Here is a 14,960-nt window from a genome sequence, read left to right as displayed (position 1 = left end):
GTAGGCCCGGGCCGCGACGCCCGCCCCCAGGCCCGCGCCTACCAGGCGAACGCCTCCGGAGCCGGCCCCGGCCCCGGGAAGACCTCGTCCAGCCCGTCCAGCACCTCCTGCGACAGCTTCAGCTCCACCGCCCGCAGCGCGGACGCGAGCTGCTCCGGCGTACGCGGGCCGACGATGGGGCCCGTGACACCGGGACGCGTCAGCAGCCAGGCCAGGGCGACCTCGCCGGGCTCCAGTCCGTGCTTGTCCAGCAGGTCCTCGTACGCCTGCACCTGCGCCCGTACGGAACTGTTCGCGAGCGCGTCCGCCGAGCGGCCGGTGGCGGTGCGCCCCGACTCCGAGGCCTTGCGGATGGCCCCGCCCAGCAGCCCGCCGTGCAGCGGGGACCACGGGATGACGCCGAGCCCGTACGCCTCGGCCGCCGGGATGATCTCCAGCTCCGCCCGCCGCTCGGCGAGGTTGTAGAGGCACTGCTCGCTGACCAGGCCGAGCCGCCCCTGGCGCGCCGCGGCCTCGTTGGCCTGGGCGATCTTCCAGCCGGGGAAGTTCGAGGAGCCCGCGTACAGGATCTTGCCCTGCTGGATCAGGACCTCGACGGCCTGCCAGATCTCCTCGAAGGGCGTCCGCCGGTCCACGTGGTGGAACTGGTAGATGTCGATGTGGTCGGTGTTCAGGCGCTTGAGACTGGCCTCGACGGCCCGCCGGATGTTCAGCGCCGACAGGCGGTCGTAGTTGGGCCACGGGTCGCCCTCGGCGGCCATGCTCCCGTAGACCTTGGTGGCGAGGACCGTCTTCTCGCGGCGGCCGCCGCCCTGGCCGAACCAGGTACCGATGATCTCCTCGGTGCGGCCCTTGTTCTCGCCCCACCCGTAGACGTTGGCCGTGTCGAAGTAGTTGATGCCGGCGTCGAGGGCCGTGTCCATGAGGGCGTGGCTCTCCGGCTCGCCCGTCTGGGGGCCGAAGTTCATGGTGCCGAGAACGAGACGGCTGACCTTGAGACCGGTGCGTCCGAGCTGCGTGTACTCCATGGGCCCCTAGCCAACTGCCTGGAGTGCGCTCGAAGCAAGACCCGCCCGTGAAGCGCGTGTTACGTGTCCCGCGCTGCGTCTCCCGCGCTGCGTCTCCCGCACTGCGTCTCCCGCGCTACGTGTCCCGCCGCGGCCGGTACGGGCCGCCCAGGCCCCAGGCCTGGTGGAGGACCGCCGCGAACTCCCCGGCCAGGCGGTGCTCGCCGGAGGCGTTGGGGTGCGTGCCGTCGTAGGTGTCGCGGTCGATGTCGTACGCCTCCGGGCGCGCGGCCAGCAGGATCGGCGAGGCGGGGCTCGACAGGTCGGCGACGGCCTTGGCGAGGAGCTCGTTGAACAGCTCGACCTGCCGCGCGAAGGGCGCGTCGTCCCGGGCCCTGATGTTGGGTATGACGGGCAGCAGGACCATCCGTATGCCGGGCCGGGCGGCGCGGGCCCCTTCGACGAACCGGCGGACGTTGGCGGCGGTGCCCTCGGCCGCGGTGTAGAAGCCCAGGTCGATCAGGCCGAGGGAGACCAGCAGCACGTCGGCCCCTGCGGCGCCGGCGGCCGGCCCGATGAGCGGGGCCATGTGCTGCCAGCCCTCGCCCCAGCCGGCCAGGTGACGGCGGGTCTCCAGGGGGAACCCCGGGTCGGCGTAGGCATCGCTGGCCGGCGCGTCCGCGAGGGCGTCGTAGAGCCCGCTGCGGGGCCCGACGATCTCGAACGGGCCGCCGAAGGTGGTGTCGAGGTGCTGCCACATCCGGTAGCGCCAGGTGTAGTCGCCGGCGCATCCGACGGTCATGGAATCCCCGACGAACATGAAACGCATCCGGTCATCTTCGCGGATCACGGGGTCGCGGCTCCTGTGATGCCGGACACGCGGGGCGGGCTGGCAGGGTAGGGGCATGCGCCCGCACCTGCTGCCCCTGACCGCTGCCGCCGCCGCTGCTGCTGCTGCTGCCCTCGTGCTGATGCCCTCGGTGGCCGCCGCCGCGTCCGGGCCCGCGTCCGGGCCCGCGTCCGGGCCCGCGTCCGGGCCCGCGTCCGGGTTCACGATCACCGACCCGCGGATCAAGGAGTCGAGCGGGCTCGCGGCCAGCCGGATCCACCCCGGCGTCTACTGGACGCACAACGACAGCGACGACGGCCCGTACGTGTACGCCGTGGACTCCGCGACCGGGAAGACGGTCGCCCGGATCACCCTGACGGGCATCGGCAGCCCCCGTGACGTCGAGGCGATCTCGCTCGGCCCGGACGGGCGGCTGTACGTCGGCGACATCGGGGACAACCGGGGCGGCACCTGGGACCACGTGTGGATCTACCGCTTCCCGGAGCCGAAGACGCTCGCGGACGCCACGGTCAAGGCCGAGCAGTTCACCGTGAAGTACGCCGACGGGCCGCGGAACGCCGAGGCGCTGATGGTGCATCCGGTGACGGGGCGGGTGTACATCGCCAGCAAGGACGAGAAGACCGGCGGGCTCTACGAGGGCCCCGCGTCCCTGTCCGCCTCCGGCACGAACACCTTCCGGCGGATCGGGGACGTCCCGTGGGTCACGGACGGGGCATTCTCCCCCGACGGCCGGCAACTCGCGCTGCGGGGGTACTTGTGGGCGAAGACGTACCCGTGGAAGGACGGGCGGGCCGTCGGGGACGGGGAGGCGGTGGCCGCGCCGTGGCAGGGTCAGGCGGAGTCCGTGACCTACACGGTGGACGGGTCGGCGCTGATGTTCGGCGCGGAGGGGGTGGGCAGCCGGGTCGTCGCCGTCCCGGTGGCGGCGCCGGCCGCGAAGCCCTCGCCTTCGGCGTCCGGCCCGGCCGCGCCGGCTCCGTCCCCGGGGGCGCCCGCCGCCCCCGCGTCCGGGAGCTTCACGAAGGGCGCGCTCGTTCTGCTCGTGGCCATGGCCGTCACCCTGGCCGCGAAGCGGCTCCTGCGGCGCCGCCCCAAGGCCTGACCCTCCGGGTCCGGCGCCGCGCGGCTCCTGTTGCTACGCCCCCTGGATCGGGATCTGGTGGGACTGCGACGGGGAGGAGCCGTTGACCGGGGTCGGCTCCGGAGGCGTCGGCTGGGACATCGTGGAGAGGAGCTGGCGGGCCAGGCCGAGGCCCGTGCCGCCCATCGTCAGGGCCTTCGCGAACATCTCCGACATGCCCTCCGCCCCGTTGAGCAGGATCATGTGCTCCACGTTGCCGAAGGCGCCCGCGCCCGCCTCCACGATCGCCGGCCAGTTCTCGGCGAGCTGCTGCGCGACCACAGCCTCCTGGTTCTCCGCCAGCGCGGCGGCCCGCGCCTGGATGGACGCCGCCTCCGCGAGGCCCTTGGCCTGGGCGGCCTCCGCCTCGGCCAGGCCGTTCGCCTTGGCCGAAGCCGCCTGCGCGAGGCCCTTGGCCTGGGTCGCCGCCGCTTCCGCCTCGCCGGTCGCGCGGGTGGCGGTCGCCGCCGCCATGCCGCGTGCCTCCGTGGCCTTCGCGTCGGCCGCGGCCGCCGTCGTCACCCGGGTCGCCTCGGCCGCGGCCGCCAGCTCCGTCTCCTTCGCCTTGGCCTGCGCCGCCGAGATGCGCGCGTCGCGGTCCGCCTCGGCCCGGGTCCGGGTCTCGTACGCCGCCGCGTCCGCGGGCTTGCGCACGTCCGCCTGGAGCTGCTGCTCGCGCCGGTGCGCCTCCAGCTCCGCGACGCGGGTCTCCTGGACCACGACCTCCTGCCGGGCCGCCGCCTCCGACAGCGGGCCCGCCTGGCGGGCCGTGGCGGCCGCCTTGTCCCGCTCGGCCTGGTAGCCCGCCTGGAGGATCTCGCTGTCCCGGGTGGCCTCCGACATCCGCGCGAAGGCGGCCTGTTCGGCCTCGGTGGCCCGCAGGTTGGCGTCCGCCTGGGCGATCCGCGCGTCCCGCTGGACGGCCGCCGCGTGCGGCATCGCCAGGTTCTTGATGTAGCCCGTCGGGTCCTCGATCTCGTGGATCTGGAGGGAGTCGACGATCAGTCCGAGCTTCTCCATCTCCGTACCGCACGCCGCCCGGGTCTGCCCGGTCAGCTTCTCCCGGTCGCGGATCATGTCCTCGACCGTCAGCCCGCCCACGATGGACCGCAGATGACCGGCGAAGACGATGTGCACCCGCTCCGGCATCATCTTCTGCTGGTCCAGGAAGCGGCGGGCCGCGTTGGCGATGGACACGAAGTCGTCGCCGATCTTGAAGATGACCACGCCCTTGACCCGCAGCGGAATGCCCTGGTGGGTCACGCAGTCCACGTTCAGCTGGGTCTCGTTGAGGTCCAGCGACAGCTTGCGCACGGCCTGTACGCCGGGCAGCACCATCGTTCCCCGCCCGGTGACGATCCGGAAGCCCATGCCTTCCGCGATGCCCTCGGTCTTGTGCGCGGAGCCGGAGATGACCAGTGCCTCGTTGGGCTCGGCCACCCGCCACATGAGCTTGAACAGGCCGATCGCGGCCGCGATCGCGCCCACGACAATCCCTGCCAGTACGCCGACAGACATCGGCAACTCCCCCTCGTACGCGGTGGCGTTCGCCACCGAAGAAGGCGAGTGTGCGCCCGCGTCAGGGCGGCGTGAAGACGGCGGCCGAATCTTGTCGCCATCTTGATACGAGAGAGCCCCCGGGAGGGGGTGCCCCTGCTCAGTCCCCGTACGCGGCCATCACGTAGACCGTCCGCGGCGGCAGGTACTCGACCACCGTGACCACCGTCCCGACCGCCAGCCGGCCCGTCCCCGGGGCCGGGTGGGCGAGGAAGTGCTCGGCTCCGCCCCGGATCCGCACGATGACCTCCCCGACCAGCCCGGGCCCCACCGTTCCGGTGACCCGGCCGTCCAGCCCCACCATGTCCGATTCCCCCATGGAGCGAGCGTACGGGGCTATCCCCGTCCCGGCTCCTCGTCGAGACGGTATTCCTCGCCGTCCGCGAGGTAGCCGAACAGCTCCCCGTAGCGGCCCCAGTCCGTGGCCGTCTCCAGCTGCTGTTCCACCTGCTCGCTCGTGTAGTGGTGCGAGAGCAGGTCGCGGAAGAAGCCGGCGCGCTGCGTGCCGCCCCGCGAGCTGCGCAGGGTGGTGTGGATCAGGTGCACCAGCGGGACCTCCATGGCCCCCTCGGCGAACAGTTCCTTGGACTCCTGTACGTCGGCCCCCGCGAAGGCGGTGCCGCGCGCGGTCAGCACCAGGTGCAGGCCCCGTACCTCGGCCAGGCCCAGCAGTTCCAGCCCGTCCACCTGGGGCAGTACGTCGTCCACCTCCAGGCCCAGTTCCTCGGCGAGGTCGGCGAGGTCGACGGTGCCGTCGCCGGTGCCCCGCTGGAGCACGATCTCGGCGAGGCCCGCCATCCCGTCGACGCTGGCCGCCGGGAGCGGGGTGTTGGCCGGGGTGCGCTTGGCGGGCGGGGCCGCGGCCGGGGTCTTGGCGGCGCGGCCGGTCATCACCGCGTACACGGCGTCCACGATCCGCTCGAACTCGGCTCCGGCCCGGTCCCGGGGGCGGGCCAGGTCCACCGCGAAGGTCTCCTTGATGGTCCCGTAGGGCCGCGAGCCCAGCACCACCACCCGGTCGGCCATCAGCACGGCCTCCTCGATGTTGTGCGTGACCAGGACGACCGCCTTCGCGGGGAAGCGGTCGGAGGCCCACAGCTCCATCAGCTCGCCGCGCAGGTTCTCGGCGGTGAGCACGTCCAGGGCGGAGAACGGCTCGTCCATCATCAGCACGTCCGGTTCCACGACCAGGGCCCGGGCGAAGCCGACGCGCTGGCGCATCCCGCCGCTGAGCTCCTTCGGGTAGGCCGATTCGAAGCCGTCGAGGCCGATCAGGTCGATGGCCTCCACCGCCTGCCGGGCCCGGGCCTCGCGGTCCATGCCCTTGGCTTCCAGGCCCAGTTCCACGTTCTGCTGCACCGTCAGCCAGGGCAGCAGCGCGAAGGTCTGGAACACCATCGCCGTGCCCGGGTTCGCCCCGCGCAGTTCCTCGCCCCGGTAGGTGACCGAGCCGGAGCTGGCGGGGATCAGTCCGGCGAGGCAGCGCAGCAGGGTGGACTTGCCGCTGCCGGACTTCCCGAGGAGGGCGACGATCTCGCCCTCGCGGATCTCCAGGTCGATGCCGCCGAGCACGGGCAGTTCCCCGTCGGCTCCGGCGTAGGACTTGGTGAGGGCGGCGGCCTGGAGGATCGTGGTCGCGGTCGTGGGCGCGGTCATCGCTGCGGGCTCCTCGGACGGCTCGGACGGCTCGGACGGCTCGGATCTCGGGCGGGGGCGGGCGGTGCGGTCTCAGAGGGAGTAGCGGCGTTCCGCGAGCCGGTACAGGGGCCGCCAGAACAGCCGGTTGAGCCCGACGACGTACAGGCTCATGACGGCGATCCCGGCGATCAGCTTGGGGAAGTCACCGTCCTCGGTGGCGTGGAAGATGTACGCGCCCAGGCCCGTCGCGGACAGGGTCGTCCCGGCGAAGGTGACGACCTCGCCGACGATGGAGGCGTTCCAGGCGCCGCCCGAGGCGGTGATGCCGCCGGTGACGTACGAGGGGAACACGGCGGGGACGATCAGGCGCTTCCAGCGCTGGAGCCCGCGGACGCCGAGGTCGTCCATGGCCTCCTTGAGGTCGGAGGGGATGGCCATGGCTCCGGCGATGGCGTTGAAGAGGATGTACCACTGCGCGCCGAGGGCCATCAGCAGGACGCAGCCGATGTTGATGTTCAGCCCGGTCCGCAGGAAGAACCAGACGGCCACCGGGAAGAGCAGGTTCGCGGGGAAGCTGGCCAGGACCTGCACCACTGGCTGGGCGATCTTCGTGAGCCGGGGCGAGGAGCCGATCCACACGCCGACGGGCACCCAGACGACGGTGGCGGCGGCGACGAGCACGATGACCCGGACGAAGGTGATCAGCCCGAGCAGCAGCGGCTCCCCGAAGACCCCGAGGCCGGTCTCGCGCTGGAGGTAGCGCACCAGGTCGTACAGGCCCCACAGGATGACGGCTCCGGCGACGACGGCGAAGACCACGTCGCCGGTGCGGCGGCGGGCCGGGTCCACGGACAGCGCCCTGTCGTCGCGGCCCAGTACGCGGGCGGCCCGGCCGGTGGCCTCGCGGGCGGGGGCGGTGGCCCGGCCGAGCAGGCGCGGCCAGTGGGAGCGGCGCAGGAAGTCCAGTACGTAGCTGCGCTGGACGTCGGTGGACTCCGACTGCTCGTTCTTGTACTTCTCCGCCCAGGCCGTCAGGGGCCGCCAGAAGAGGAAGTTGACGGTGACGATGGTGACGGTCATCGCGAGGATGACCCAGCCGACCTTCCCGAGGTCGCCCTCGCCGATCGCGGTGCCCGCGTACGAGCCGAGCCCGGGGACGGCGTACTCCTGGCCGGAGACGGAGACGGCCTCGGAGGCCACGAGCATGAACCAGCCGCCGGCGAAGCTCATCATGCCGTTCCACACCAGGTCGATGACCCCGGCGGGGACCTCCACGCGCCAGAAGCGCATCCAGCGGGTGAAGCCGAAGGAGCGGGAGACCTCGTCGAGTTCGCGGGGCAGCGAGGTCAGCGTGGCGTAGAACCCGAAGGTCATGTTCCAGGCCTGGGAGGTGAAGATCGCGAAGATGACGGCGCATTCCAGGCCGAGGAGCGAGCCGGGGAAGAGCGCGACGAAGAAGGTGACGAGGACCGAGAGGAAGCCGAGCACGGGAACGGACTGCAGGATGTCCAGGGCCGGGATCAGCACCCGTTCCAGGCGGCGGCTGCGGGCGGCGGCGTAGGCGTAGCCGAAGGTGAAGACGACGGAGGCGATCAGCGCGATGAACATGCGCAGGACGCTGCGGGCCGCGTAGTACGGGAGCTTCGCGGGGTCCGTGTTCACATCGGGGACGTCGGCGGGGTCGAAGTTGACCGTGGTGCCCTTGCCGACCTGGAGGATCGCGTACCCGAGCACGAGGAAGGCGGCCGCCACCGCGAAGTCCACCCAGGACAGGCGGGTGCGGGTGGGGGCCGCCTGGCCGGTGTGGGTCTCGGGGCGCACGGAGGTCTTCATCCCGTCCAGCGGATCACGCCGTGCGGGCGCCCACACCCCAGGTCACCCAACCGGGGCGGCCCGGCCGCCTCCGGCGGGAGGGGACCGGGCCGGGACCGGCGGAGAAGGGGCAGGCTCCGGTCAGGACCGGTCGGCCAGGGCCGGTGCCGCGGCTTCGCCCGGCGCGGCCACCGCGGGCGCGGCGGCCTGGGGCCGGCGCAGGAAGGTCGCCCACACGGCCGCCGCCATGCCGAGGACGGCGGCGAAGGAGGCCAGGGTGTAGGCGACGCACACCCGTGTGGAGACCTCGCCGGGGAGCAGGGTCGCACCGACCAGGACCAGGGTGGCCACGGCCCAGCCGAGCAGTTGCAGGCGGTGCTTGTGCAGGACCAGGAGGGCCTGCCCGAGCACCATGGCCAGCATGTAGCAGAGGGTGCCGGCGGAGATCCAGAAGAACACGGCGTGGCCGAGCCCGGCCTCGGACTTGAAGAGCACCTCGATGAGCCAGGGTCCGAGCAGGGTGGCCGGGAGGCCCCCGGCCAGACCGAGCACGATCACGACGAGGGAGGTCCGCCCGAGCAGCCGGGAGAAGCCGGCGCGGTCCCCGGCGGCGGCCGCGGTGGACAGCCCGGACAGCAGCGAGGCCTGGAGCGAGCCGAAGACGAAGAGCGGCACCCGGGCCAGCACGATCGCGTTCAGCAGACCCGCGACGAGCGCGCCGTCCTCGGGCGCGAGGAGCTTGGTGCTGACCACGGCGGCGTTGACGACGACCTGGGACAGCAGGGTGGACAGGACGAGCGGGCCGAGGCCGCCGATCAGCCCCGACCAGCGGTCGGACGGCCCCGCGGCGAGCCCCCGGAAGACGGGCACCGAGGTGACCAGGGCGGCGATGAGCGGGGCGGCCGTGAGGATCAGCGCGAAGGCCAGCGGGGAGCGGACCCCGGCGAGGGCGAAGCCCACGGCGAGGCCGATGCGCAGGCCGCCGTCGATGCCCAGCTGCCAGCCGAACGGGCCGAACCGGCCGAGGCCGGCCAGCACCCCGCGGCAGATGTTGCTGAGGGCCATCGCGGCGAAGGCCAGGCCGAGGGCGCCGACCATCTCGGTGTGCCCGTAGAAGAAGGTGTCGGCGAGGAGCGGGGCCGCCCAGGCGAGCCCGGCCCCCAGCAGGACGATCATGCCGAGGGTGAGCCCGGCGATCTGGCGCAGGATCCCGGAGACGCCCGTACCGGCGACGCGGTGCGCGGCGACGATCCGGGTGAGCTCCTGCTCCACGGGGAAGAAGAGGCCGATGCCCACCGACATGAGGATCGTCCACAGCACCGAGAGCGCGGCCATGCCGTCGGTGTCGAGGCTGTGGCCCGCCGCCATCAGGTGGATGTACGAGGCGGCGCCCAGCACGACCGTGCCGGTGATCACCAGCAGGGTGCCGGGGGGCAGCGCGCCCGCGATCCTGGCGAGCGGCGACCGCTTCGCGGTCACCACGGACTCCTCCGGCTCCGCCGCGCCCGCCGCGTCCGGGGCGTTCACGACTGCTGGGCGGCCTTCACCTTGAGCGGCTCCCACCAGGCGCGGTTCTCGCGGTACCAGGTGATCGTCGACGCCAGGCCCTCTTCGAAGCCGACCTGCGGGGCGTAGCCGAGCTCCTCGCTGATCTTGCTGATGTCGAGGGAGTAGCGCAGGTCGTGGCCCTTGCGGTCCTCGACCGGCTCGACCATGTCCCAGCCGGCGCCCGCGGCGTCCAGCAGCAGGCCGGTGAGCTCCTTGTTGGTGAGCTCGACGCCGCCGCCGATGTTGTAGACCTGGCCGGCGCGGCCCTTGTGCAGGGCCAGCTCGATGCCGCGGCAGTGGTCCGCGACGTGCAGCCAGTCGCGGATGTTGCCGCCCGTGCCGTACAGCGGGACCTTCTTGCCGTCGATCAGGTTGGTGGTGAAGAGCGGGATGACCTTCTCGGGGAACTGGTACGGCCCGTAGTTGTTGGAGCAGCGCGTCACCACGACGTCCATGCCGTGGGTGCGGTGGTAGGCCAGCGCCAGCAGGTCCGAGCCCGCCTTGGAGGCGGAGTACGGGGAGTTCGGCGCGAGCGGCCACTCCTCGGTCCAGGAGCCCTCGCTGATCGAGCCGTACACCTCGTCGGTGGAGACGTGGACGAAGCGGCCGACGCCGTGCTTGCGGGCGGCGTCCAGCAGCACCTGCGTACCGACGACGTTGGTCATCACGAAGGGGCCGGCCCCGGCGATGGAACGGTCCACGTGGGACTCCGCGGCGAAGTGCACCACCGCGTCGTGTCCGGCCATGACCTGGTCGACGGCCTCGACGTCGCAGATGTCACCGCGGACGAACGCGTAGCCGGCGTGCCCCGCCACGGGTGCGAGGTTCTCCTCGACGCCCGAGTACGTCAGCTTGTCGAAGACCGTGATCCTGGCGGCAGGATCTGCCGAGAGGACGGAGCGGACGAACTGCGAGCCGATGAAACCGGCGCCACCGGTCACGAGAATGCGCATAGTGCTTTCACTCTACTGGCCCACAGAGGAGGGACGGCATTCTCCGCGGATCCCCGCCCGGGTCCCCGGCGGGCCGCCGGACCTCGTCGTCTATCACCCCCGAAGGGCCGCAACGTATGGTGGCACGCATGCGTGGAATCCTCCTTGCAGGCGGCACCGGCTCCCGGCTCTGGCCCCTGACCCGAGCCGTGTCGAAGCAACTGCTCCCCGTCTTCGACAAGCCGATGGTCTACTACCCGCTCTCCACGCTGGTCATGGCGGGTATCCGCGAGATCCTCATCGTCACGACACCCGAGGACCAGGACCAGTTCCGGCGCCTCCTCGGCGACGGATCACAGTTCGGCCTCGATCTGCACTACGCGGTCCAGGAGCGCCCCGACGGCATCGCCCAGGCGTTCACGCTCGGGGCCGAGTTCATCGGCGACGAGCCGGTCGCCCTGATCCTCGGCGACAACATCTTCCACGGCAGCGGCCTCGGCACGCGCCTGGCCGAGCGCACCGACCCCAAGGGCGGCGTCGTCTTCGCCTACCCGGTCGCCGACCCGACGGCCTACGGCGTCGTCGAGTTCGACGAGGACGGCCGGGCCATCTCCATCGAGGAGAAGCCCGAGAAGCCGAAGTCCCGGTACGCGGTCCCCGGCCTGTACTTCTACGACAACCGGGTCGTCGAGATCGCCCGCACCATCGAGCCCAGCGCCCGCGGCGAGCTGGAGATAACCGCCGTCAACGAGGCCTACCTCAGGAAGGGCGACCTGGAGGTCACCGTCCTGGACCGCGGCACGGCGTGGCTGGACACCGGGACCTTCGTCTCCATGGTCCAGGCCTCGGAGTTCGTACGCGTCATCGAGGAGCGCCAGGGCTTCAAGATCGGCTGCGTCGAGGAGGCCGCCTGGCGGGCCGGTTTCCTCTCCGACGACGGGCTGCGCGAGCTGGCCCACCCCCTGCTGAAGAGCGGCTACGGCGCCTACCTGCTGGCCCTGCTCGACGAGAAGAGCTGCGCGTGACGTTCCGCGAGCCCTCCACCCAGCCGCTCGGCCCGGACCGGGCGATCGACCGGCGAACCCCTCCCGTTCCGTCCCTTCCGAAGGCCCCGGTGCACTCCTCATGACCACTCTCGACATCATGCTGCCCTACTACGGCGACGTGGCCCTGATGCAGGCCGCCGTGCGCAGCGTGCTGGCCCAGACCGACCCCGGCTGGCGGCTCACGGTGGTCGACGACGGCAAGGAGCCGTCCGTCCCCGGCTGGTTCGCGGAGCTCGACGACCCGCGCGTCTCCTACCAGCGCAACGAGCAGAACCTCGGCGTCACCGGCAACTACCGCAAGTGCCTGGGGCTGGTCCGCGAAGAGCACTTCGTGATGATGGGCACCGACGACATCATGCTGCCCGGATACGTGGCCACCGTCCGGGCCGCGATCGCCCAGCACCCGGGCATCGGCATGGTCCAGCCGGGCGTCGAGGTCATCGACGGCGCGGGCAAGCCCACCGAGGGGCTCGCCGACCAGTCCAAGCGCCGCCTGTACAAGCCCCGGTTCACCGGTGAGGCGCTGATGGGCGGCGAGACGCTCGCCACGAGCCTGCTGCGCGGCAACTGGCTGTTCTTCCCCTCCATCTGCTGGCGCACCGAGGCCGTCCGCACCGCCGGCTTCCGCGACAACCTGGAGGTCACCCAGGACCTCGCCCTGGTCATCGACCTGCTGCAGGCCGGCGAGCAGATGTTCCTGTCGGACACCCTGTGCTTCCAGTACCGCCGCCACGCCGTCAGCATCTCCTCCCAGCAGGCCTTCACCGGAAAGCGCTTCGAGGAAGCCAACCGCTTCTTCATGGACGTCGCCGACCGCCTCGACAAGAACGGCTGGACGAAGGCCGCCAAGGCCTCCCGGCTCCACCTGTCCTCCCGCATCCACGCACTGACGATGCTCCCCGGCGCGCTGAAGAACAAGCAGAGCGACGGCGCCCGCACCCTGCTGCGGCACGTCGCCGGCTCTGACCACCGCTGACGGCGCACCCCGCCCCCACGGCCACCACCCCCCTCCCCACCGTCCGGAGCCCACGCCCATGTCCCACACCAGCCAGCCCCTCCCCCGTGTGGCCGTCCTCGGCGCCACCGGCTTCATAGGCCGGGCCCTGTGCGCCACGCTCGACGAGCGCGGCCACGGGCTGCTCGCCGTCGCCCGCAAGGAGCCGGCGCTCACGCTGCCGGGAGCGTTCGCCGCCTTCGACCTCACCCTCGACCCGCCGGCCGAGTTGGCGGAGCTCCTGACGGCGCACCGCATCGACGTCGTCGTCAACGCGGCGGGCGGCAGCTGGGGCCTGACGGACGAACAGATGGTCCCCGCCAACCTCGGCATGGCCGAACGCCTGCTGGAGGCCCTGCGCGGCATGGCGAAGCCCCCGCGGCTGGTGCAGATCGGATCCGTGCACGAGTACGGCCTCTTCCCGGTCGGCACGAGCTACGCCGAGGACTCCCCCGCGCGCCCCTCGACGCTCTACGGGCAGCTCAAGCTCCGGGCCACCGAACTGATCACCGAGGCCGTCCGCGAGGACGGCCTGGACGCCATCGTGCTGCGCCTGGGCAACGTCATCGGCGCCGGCCAGCCCGCGCACAGCCTCCTCGGCGTCATGGCGGGCAAGCTGGCCGAGGGCCAGGCCGGCGACGGCGCGGAGCTGTCGCTGATGCCCCTCACCGCGCAGCGCGAGTTCCTCCACCTCCAGGACGGGGTCGACGCCGTCGTCCTCGCCCTGGCCCCGGAGCGCGCCTGCCCGCCGGTCCTCAACCTCGGGCTCGGCCGGGCGACGTCGGCCCGCGAGGTGGTCGAGCTCCTGATCGAGGAGAGCCGCGTACCGACGCGGATCGTGGAGGTGCCCGCCCCGGCCGGCACCGGCCCGGAGACCGAGTGGCAGCAGCTCGACATCTCCGCCACCGAGCGGGCGCTGGGCTGGAAGCCCGTCCGGAGCCTGCGCGACGCCGTCGCCGAGCTGTGGACCGCCGTGCGCCCGCCGGTCGGCGTCTGAGCCGGACCGCCGGTCCCCCAGGCCCACCGCCGAGCCCCCCGGCGGACCCCCTCCAAGGAAGTCTGACTCCCCTATGTCTCGCAGCGCACCCGTCCTGCCCGGCAGGCGCGGAACCCTCGGTGAGCTGTACTCACCGCGGGCCAACAGCTTCGGCGTCCTGCGCCTGCTGCTCGCCTCGTCGGTCGTGCTCTCCCACGTGTGGCCGCTCGGGTGGGGCCCCCTGGACCCGCTGTGGAAGTACAGCGGGGCGCAGACCGACGTCGGCAAGATGGCCGTCATCGGCTTCTTCGTCCTGTCCGGGTTCATGATCACGGGCAGTGGCGCCCGGAGCACCTCCGGCCGCTACGCCTGGCACCGCGCCCTGCGCATCCTGCCCGGCCTGTGGGGCTCGCTCCTGGTCTCCTCGCTGATCATCGTCCCCTTCCTGTACTCCTACCTCCACGGCTCGGTCGACGGGTACTGGAACCACCCCCAGGGCCCGCTCAGTTACCTCAAGGGCACCTGGAACACCTCGATCAGCACCCACTGGGACATAGCCGGCGTGCTGGCCGAAGGAAAGGCCCGCGGCACCAACTTCGACCCCGGCGTCAACGGCGCCCTGTGGTCCCTGAAGTACGAGATCCTCTGCTACGTGATGGTCGGCGTGCTGGCCGCCTCCGGCGTCCTCACCCGGGCCCGCAAGCTCGTCCCGCTGTCGGCCGTCCTGCTCGGCATCCTGATCCTGCGGGACTGGATCGCCGCCCCCTCGCTGCGCGGCATCCCCGGCAACATGAGCGCCGCCGTGGAGGTGCCGCTGCTGGGCGCCATGTCGGTGCACTTCATCATCCACCTGTGCTTCGTGTTCCTGATCGGCGCCACGTTCCAGCTGTACCGCGACCGGGTGCCGGTCCACGACGGCCTGGCGCTGCTGTGCGCCGCGGTGCTCGGCGGCACGCTGGCCTTCGGCGGGGTCTTCGTCTTCGGCTACCCGGCGTTCGCGTACCTGCTGCTGTGGCTCGCGGTCCGGCTGCCGCGGCCGTTCCAGAAGATCGGGCGCAAGCGGGACTACTCGTACGGCATCTACATCTACGGCTTCACCGTGGAGCAGGCGCTGGCCCTGCTGGGCTACGCCAAGTACGGCAAGCCGGTCTTCCTGCTGCTGGCCATGGCCGGCACGCTGGTGCTCGCGGCGCTCTCCTGGCACCTGATCGAGTCGCCGGCCATGAAGCTGAAGAACTGGACGCCGTGGTTCGTCCGCAGGCTCCAGCAGCGCGGGACCGATGCGGCGCAGCCGCAGGACCGCCGGCCGCAGCAGGCGCAGCAGCCGCAGCCCGCCGTCGGGGAACCGGAGCCGTCCCCGGCGACCACCGCCGGCTGAGGCGGCGACAGCGGAACGCGAACGGCGGCGGCCGGGCCCCTCGAAAGGGCCAGCATCCGGTGGTAGTACGGCCAGTACTCCTCGATGCTCTGCGGCATGTCC

At 72.1% G+C, this 14,960-nt stretch carries 13 protein-coding genes; 5 read left to right on the top strand and 8 right to left on the bottom strand.

What is annotated here, in order from left to right:
* Positions 1 to 38: 38 nt before the first annotated feature.
* Both ACWCP2_RS15640 and ACWCP2_RS15635 read right to left on the bottom strand, forming a co-directional pair.
* Positions 39 to 1,028 carry an aldo/keto reductase gene (locus tag ACWCP2_RS15640; protein WP_450909111.1) on the bottom strand — a complete coding sequence of 330 codons (990 nt, stop codon included), beginning with the start codon at positions 1,026 to 1,028 and terminating at the stop codon, positions 39 to 41.
* A 115-nt stretch (positions 1,029 to 1,143) separates the two neighbouring features.
* Positions 1,144 to 1,836, bottom strand: coding sequence for a GDSL-type esterase/lipase family protein (locus ACWCP2_RS15635; protein WP_450909219.1), 693 nt, complete (start codon positions 1,834 to 1,836; stop codon positions 1,144 to 1,146).
* Positions 1,837 to 1,912: 76 nt separating this feature from the next.
* On the opposite strand from ACWCP2_RS15635, the gene ACWCP2_RS15630 reads away from it, so the two are divergent.
* Entirely contained in the window at positions 1,913 to 2,959 is a 1,047-nt protein-coding gene (locus tag ACWCP2_RS15630) for a WD40 repeat domain-containing protein (protein ID WP_450909110.1), read from the top strand.
* A 33-nt stretch (positions 2,960 to 2,992) separates the two neighbouring features.
* Here ACWCP2_RS15630 and ACWCP2_RS15625 read toward each other — a convergent pair whose 3' ends face one another.
* The 6 genes from ACWCP2_RS15625 to rfbB all read right to left on the bottom strand — a co-directional run bounded on the left by ACWCP2_RS15625 (position 2,993) and on the right by rfbB (position 10,485).
* A complete protein-coding gene (locus ACWCP2_RS15625; RefSeq protein WP_450909218.1) occupies positions 2,993 to 4,495 on the bottom strand; it encodes an SPFH domain-containing protein in 1,503 nt (500 codons plus the stop codon).
* Between the two features lie 139 nt (positions 4,496 to 4,634).
* The gene (locus ACWCP2_RS15620; RefSeq protein ID WP_266878693.1) at positions 4,635 to 4,853 is read right to left on the bottom strand and encodes a hypothetical protein; all 219 of its coding nucleotides are present in this window, start codon (positions 4,851 to 4,853) and stop codon (positions 4,635 to 4,637) included.
* A 17-nt stretch (positions 4,854 to 4,870) separates the two neighbouring features.
* Positions 4,871 to 6,190 (bottom strand): ABC transporter ATP-binding protein, encoded by a 1,320-nt coding sequence (locus ACWCP2_RS15615; RefSeq protein WP_450909109.1) that lies wholly within the window; start codon positions 6,188 to 6,190, stop codon positions 4,871 to 4,873.
* A 72-nt stretch (positions 6,191 to 6,262) separates the two neighbouring features.
* Positions 6,263 to 8,005, bottom strand: a complete 1,743-nt coding sequence (locus tag ACWCP2_RS15610; RefSeq protein ID WP_450909108.1) for an ABC transporter permease — start codon at positions 8,003 to 8,005, stop codon at positions 6,263 to 6,265.
* A 120-nt stretch (positions 8,006 to 8,125) separates the two neighbouring features.
* Complete coding sequence (locus ACWCP2_RS15605) at positions 8,126 to 9,511, bottom strand: lipopolysaccharide biosynthesis protein (protein WP_450909107.1); 1,386 nt, start codon at positions 9,509 to 9,511, stop codon at positions 8,126 to 8,128.
* Complete coding sequence (gene rfbB, locus ACWCP2_RS15600) at positions 9,508 to 10,485, bottom strand: dTDP-glucose 4,6-dehydratase (protein WP_450909106.1); 978 nt, start codon at positions 10,483 to 10,485, stop codon at positions 9,508 to 9,510. The genes ACWCP2_RS15605 and rfbB overlap by 4 nt, the downstream gene beginning before the upstream one ends.
* Before the next feature lie 128 nt (positions 10,486 to 10,613).
* Between rfbB and rfbA the strand changes: the two genes are divergently transcribed.
* The 4 genes from rfbA to ACWCP2_RS15580 all read left to right on the top strand — a co-directional run bounded on the left by rfbA (position 10,614) and on the right by ACWCP2_RS15580 (position 14,858).
* Positions 10,614 to 11,489: a glucose-1-phosphate thymidylyltransferase RfbA gene (gene rfbA / locus ACWCP2_RS15595; protein ID WP_450909105.1), complete on the top strand. Its 876-nt coding sequence runs from the start codon at positions 10,614 to 10,616 to the stop codon at positions 11,487 to 11,489.
* A 100-nt stretch (positions 11,490 to 11,589) separates the two neighbouring features.
* Complete coding sequence (locus tag ACWCP2_RS15590) at positions 11,590 to 12,486, top strand: glycosyltransferase family 2 protein (protein WP_450909104.1); 897 nt, start codon at positions 11,590 to 11,592, stop codon at positions 12,484 to 12,486.
* A 58-nt stretch (positions 12,487 to 12,544) separates the two neighbouring features.
* Entirely contained in the window at positions 12,545 to 13,501 is a 957-nt protein-coding gene (locus tag ACWCP2_RS15585) for an NAD-dependent epimerase/dehydratase family protein (protein WP_450909103.1), read from the top strand.
* Positions 13,502 to 13,574: 73 nt separating this feature from the next.
* On the top strand, positions 13,575 to 14,858 hold the full coding sequence (locus tag ACWCP2_RS15580; protein ID WP_450909102.1) for an acyltransferase family protein: 1,284 nt from the start codon (positions 13,575 to 13,577) through the stop codon (positions 14,856 to 14,858).
* Positions 14,859 to 14,960 lie beyond the last annotated feature (102 nt).

Source organism: Streptomyces sp. NPDC002104, assembly GCF_053593795.1.
The sequence above is the reverse complement of the archived record's forward strand: the minus strand, read 5'-3'. Positions and strand labels throughout refer to the sequence as shown.